The 4,175-nt window shown below is 68.2% G+C and carries 6 protein-coding genes; 2 read left to right on the top strand and 4 right to left on the bottom strand.

Annotated elements, in window-relative coordinates:
- Positions 1-162 (top strand): sigma factor-like helix-turn-helix DNA-binding protein (locus Q7W29_03655; GenBank protein MDO9170908.1); only part of this gene is annotated, 162 nt, incomplete at its 5' end.
- Positions 163-181: 19 nt separating this feature from the next.
- Entirely contained in the window at positions 182-874 is a 693-nt protein-coding gene (locus tag Q7W29_03650) for a hypothetical protein (GenBank protein ID MDO9170907.1), read from the top strand.
- On the opposite strand, the gene Q7W29_03645 is transcribed toward Q7W29_03650, so the two are convergent.
- From Q7W29_03645 to Q7W29_03630, 4 genes are all read right to left on the bottom strand, one after another.
- On the bottom strand, positions 867-2,270 hold the full coding sequence (locus Q7W29_03645; protein MDO9170906.1) for a radical SAM protein: 1,404 nt from the start codon (positions 2,268-2,270) through the stop codon (positions 867-869). The two genes, Q7W29_03650 and Q7W29_03645, sit on opposite strands and share 8 nt — an antisense overlap.
- A 40-nt stretch (positions 2,271-2,310) precedes the next feature.
- Positions 2,311-2,496, bottom strand: coding sequence for a hypothetical protein (locus Q7W29_03640; protein MDO9170905.1), 186 nt, complete (start codon positions 2,494-2,496; stop codon positions 2,311-2,313).
- 354 nt (positions 2,497-2,850) lie between these two features.
- Complete coding sequence (locus Q7W29_03635) at positions 2,851-3,495, bottom strand: methyltransferase domain-containing protein (GenBank protein ID MDO9170904.1); 645 nt, start codon at positions 3,493-3,495, stop codon at positions 2,851-2,853.
- Between the two features lie 125 nt (positions 3,496-3,620).
- On the bottom strand, positions 3,621-4,175 hold a 555-nt coding region (locus tag Q7W29_03630), incomplete at its 5' end, for a hypothetical protein (GenBank protein MDO9170903.1).

The following is a 4,175-nucleotide window of genomic DNA, read 5'->3' as shown; positions in this document are numbered from 1 at the left end:
TCGAACGAGGAACGCAACTGGGTCGCCCTGCGGTATTACGAGGACCTGCCCGTGAAGGAGATCGCCGCGATCTACGGCGTCCCCGAGGGCACGATGAAGGCGCGGCTGCACCGCGCGCTCGGCAAGCTGCGCCGCGCCATGCCGGGCGACCGCGGCGAATGACGGGACGGTAGCGACGGACATGCTCGACCACGAGGATCTCGAACTCCAGCTCCACGAAACGCGCCTTGTGCCGAGGCCAAACCTCGAGCACAAGGAAGCGCTGCGGGCGGAGCTACGGGCGCGCGCGCGCGACCGGCAGACCTCGCGCCCCCTCATCCTGACCGCGATCGTGATGGTGACGCTGGGCACGACGTTCATCGACCAGCCGGCGCTCGAATCGACCGGCATGCGGCTCGATGTCACCAGCATCATCGACGACGGCTCCGCGACGTTCTCGACCCGCGAGGGCGCCGCTCCCAGCTTCAGCTTCGGCCGCAGCAATTCTTCCGTCGAACCGGCGGAACTCGACAGCTTGAAGCTGCGGTTGGAACAGAAGCGCCTGGCGTACATGGAGGGACGCCTGAGCCTGAACGTCGCCTTCGGCCTGACCTTCGAGGGGATGACCGCCTACCATCTCGTGTACGGGGAGGACCGGGACGGTTTCTATTTCCCGGTCGACATCGGCGTGATCGAGGACAGTGAGCGCTATCATCGGTTCGTCAGGAGTCCGCGCTATAGCGAGATCAGCGGTCTGGCCTATCAGGGAAAACTGGCCGGCGCCACGACGGACACGTTGATGCTCGACGGGCACGCGGTCGCGATGACCTCCTGGCGATTGACGGAGCCTGAATTCGGCGCCATCGTCTTCCACTCGGGAACCCCGCTCAACTGACTCGGCTGCCCTTCAGGTGATCCAGGGCACGCGGGCTGCGCGCCAGCAGCTCTACCCACAGGCGCAACGTCTCCTCGAATCCCTCGCAGACGGCCTCGCAGGCCTCCAGCGGCACGGCGCCGAGGCGCCCGCTCCGCTTGTCGATCATCGCCGTGAAACAGAGATCGCAGTGGCGCAGAGCCCAACAGCCCGCGCAGCGCCCCCCGAGGGCGTCGAACCATTCCCGCTCGATCCGATCGATGGCGTCGAAATCGAAGCCGCGGCTCACATCACCGATGCCGAACGCCGTCCCGACGCGCTCGCAGGGCTGCAGTGTGCCATCGCATCCCACGTGGAGGCGGCGCAATCCCGGCGCGCAGGCGCCGCCCGGTCGGAAGGTGTCGCCGAGCGGTCTGGTGTCGCGGTGGTAGAAGCGGATCAGGGGGCCGTCGAACCAGGCGCGTACCAGCGGCCCCAGATCGGCGTGGCGCCCGGACGCGCAGGCTTCGACGTAGGCGGCGCGGGCCCGCGCCCAATCGTCCGCCGCAGGAAGGACTCCCGGCGGCGGCAACGCGGTGGCCTCCGCCCCCTCCAGATCGGCGTAGGACGCGCCCACCGAGATGTCGGCAAGGTCCAGCTCGCGCCCCAGGGCCCCGAAGAAGGCGTCAGCTTCCATCATGTCCGACCCGGGCGCGAGCGTCGCCTGGAAGCGCAGGCGCTCCGCGGCGGCCGGGTCCCGGTCGAGCAAGCGCCGCAATCCGGCGAGCACGCGGGCGTGGGTCGGTCCACCGCCGGCCGTGGGCCGCCACCGGTCGTGGATCGCCTCCGGGCCGTCCAGACTCACCTGCAGGTGCAGTCCCAGTTCGGCGACGAGATCCACTCCAGCGTCGTCGAGCAGGGTCCCGTTGGTGTCCACGATGACCCGAACCCGGGACCGCCGCGAATCGCGGACCAGCTGCGCGACCAAGCGGACGAGACCGGACGCGAGCAGCGGTTCGCCGCCGTAGAGCGAGATCGACGGCGTTTCGCCGCCGGCGCGGTCCAGGAACAGTCCGACGGCCGACCGCACCGTCTCTTCCGACATCTGCCGGTCGCCGTGTGGCCGGGTCCAAGGCGCGGCCAGCGTGTGTGGGCAGTAGGCGCAACGCAGGTTGCAGCGCTCGTCCAGGGTCAGGGTCAGTTGGGAAAGGCGATCCAGGTATTCACCGCGACGCTCATGGCCCTGGCGCTTCGGCGCCAGGCGGAGTCGCTGCGCCCGGAACAGGCCCAGGACATCCCGCGCCTCCCCGATCTCCTGCTCCGCGGCACGAGCTTCGGCCGTCGCGCCAGGATCGCGCACCGGGGCGTCCAGAAGGGCGGAGACGGCCGGCGACACGGACACGACCCGGTCGGTCCCGGCGTCGTAGACGTAATCCAAGCCACCGTGCCGAAAGACCCGACAGATCGCGCCGCCGTGATCAGTCGCGTCCACGTCTGCCGTGGATGATCGGCAAATCCGCGGTGTCGGACTTGGCGGATCTCGCCGGGCTGTTCACGGCGGTATCGACGGTCGCACAACCGCAGACACAGGCGCAGTTGCACGTCTCGTCGGCGATCGGCGCTTGGGTTTCGGGACGATGGTCCGGTTCGACGATCTTGATCATGCGCCTCATTCTCCTGTCGGCCGGGCGAGGACCTTCTCCAACATACACTTATCGGGATGCCGGCGTGTGAAAAAAACTGTCACGAAATCGTCGAATCCGTGCAACGTCCCGCCGGGTTCGTGCTTGTACAAGATGTCGGAGTGGGTGTGGGGGGCATACCATTCGATTGCGAGCAGCATCCGAAACACTGTGCTAAGCCCTTGCGAGTCGCGACCTGACCCTCCTTCACATCCTTGGCCGGAACTTCTCTTTCGAGAATGACCTACGGGCGAGGGCCATTCGGGGGAGTTCCGGCCTTCCCATACCCTTTTTCCAGCAGTGCAGGCGGGGGGGGGAGTGGCGAGGCGCCGCTGATCAGCGACGCTTCGCCACGAGTTCGATCAGCCCCGTCCGGGGACCGTCCAGCACCTTCTCATCGACCAACGGCATGGATTCCCGATGGTGGAGCGTGTTCCAGCCGCGGAACAGGTTGCGCACGACGCCGCGCGCCAGGTAGGTGCGGCACTCCCCGTCCAGGTTGCGGAAGCTGTGCAGGCCCGCCTTCTCCCACGTCGCGCTCACCTCGTCGTAGGACGTGTCGTCCACGTGCCGCGCCGTCAGGAACAGCAGCGACCCGTGGGCCGTCCAGCTGAAGATGCGGTGCAGCAGGCTGGCGTTGTCCGTGCGCGACAGGCGCGGCAGCAGGTCGTAGCAGAGCATCGCGTCGTACGGCTGCGTCCCCGGATCGTGCTCCAGGAACGATTCCCGTCTGAGCACGAGTTCCAAACCATCCGCAGCGGCGGCTTCGTTCAAAACCGCTTCGGTTCCGGCGGCCGGGGCGAGCACGGTCACGCGGTAGCCGGCTTCGGCCAGGTACAGGGCGCGGCGCCCGTCGCCGGGCCCGAGGTCGAGGACCCGCCCGCCGGGGCGGATCCGGTCCTGGAACTCGTCCAACAGGACGTCCGGCGCCGTGCCGACGACGGCGGCGGGGATGACGGCGGCAACGCTGGTGTCTGGCATGGCACGCTCGCTGTTGGGGACCTGCTTCCTGGGCGATCGCAGAGGATGATCGGCAGGCGGACCTCACGGTTGAGCAGAAATTGCGGGGATCGGCGGGTGGCGGCTGGATCGGGACCGGGAAGAATTCAGTGCGAATACAGCGTCTTGACCTCGCCCCAGGTGCCCTGCTGGTCGGCGTCGCCGTTGTTCAGGGTGAACACGGCCCGGTCGTAGTCGCCGCTGCAGACGGTCGCAGGCGTGTTGACCCCGAGCGTGTGGAGGTAGCCGGGCGTTCCGTCGGGGAAGCTGGCCGAACCGGGCGCTGGCCCCACCTTGAAGAGCAGCGGGCCCTCCCCCAGCACCATCACGGTCATGTAGAGCAGCGGCACCATGCCGGCGCTGTTCGGCATCAAGGGGCCGGCGCCCAGTCCCACCAGATAATCTTCATCGTCGCTATCAGCATCGATACCGGCCGTCAGCGCCCAATTGCCCACATAGGTGGCCGACCCCTCGACGGTCACCCGGGCCTCCCAAGCCCGCACCGGCGTCCCCGAAGGGTGCGCGAGCACGAGATAGACGGTGCAGGACCCCGGGACGGCCAGCTCGAGGTTGCCGCCGCAGGTCCCGGATTCGGCGTCGGTGCAGACGCAGAACACGTCGGACTGGGCGAGCGTGGAAGCGGGCGCACCCAGCATCAGGGC

Source organism: bacterium (genome assembly GCA_030654305.1).
Lineage (GTDB): Bacteria > Krumholzibacteriota > Krumholzibacteriia > LZORAL124-64-63 > LZORAL124-64-63 > PNOJ01.
Note: the sequence above shows the minus strand (reverse complement) of the source record. Positions and strands in the feature narration are given on the sequence as shown.

Bases quoted from the DNA above. Each gene is read 5' to 3' on its own strand.
- Q7W29_03650 (MDO9170907.1), top strand. From the start codon at position 182: ATGCTCGACCACGAGGATCTCGAACTCCAGCTCCACGAAACGCGCCTT.
- Q7W29_03640 (MDO9170905.1), bottom strand. From the start codon at position 2,496: ATGATCAAGATCGTCGAACCGGACCATCGTCCCGAAACCCAAGCGCCG.
- Q7W29_03635 (MDO9170904.1), bottom strand. From the start codon at position 3,495: ATGCCAGACACCAGCGTTGCCGCCGTCATCCCCGCCGCCGTCGTCGGC.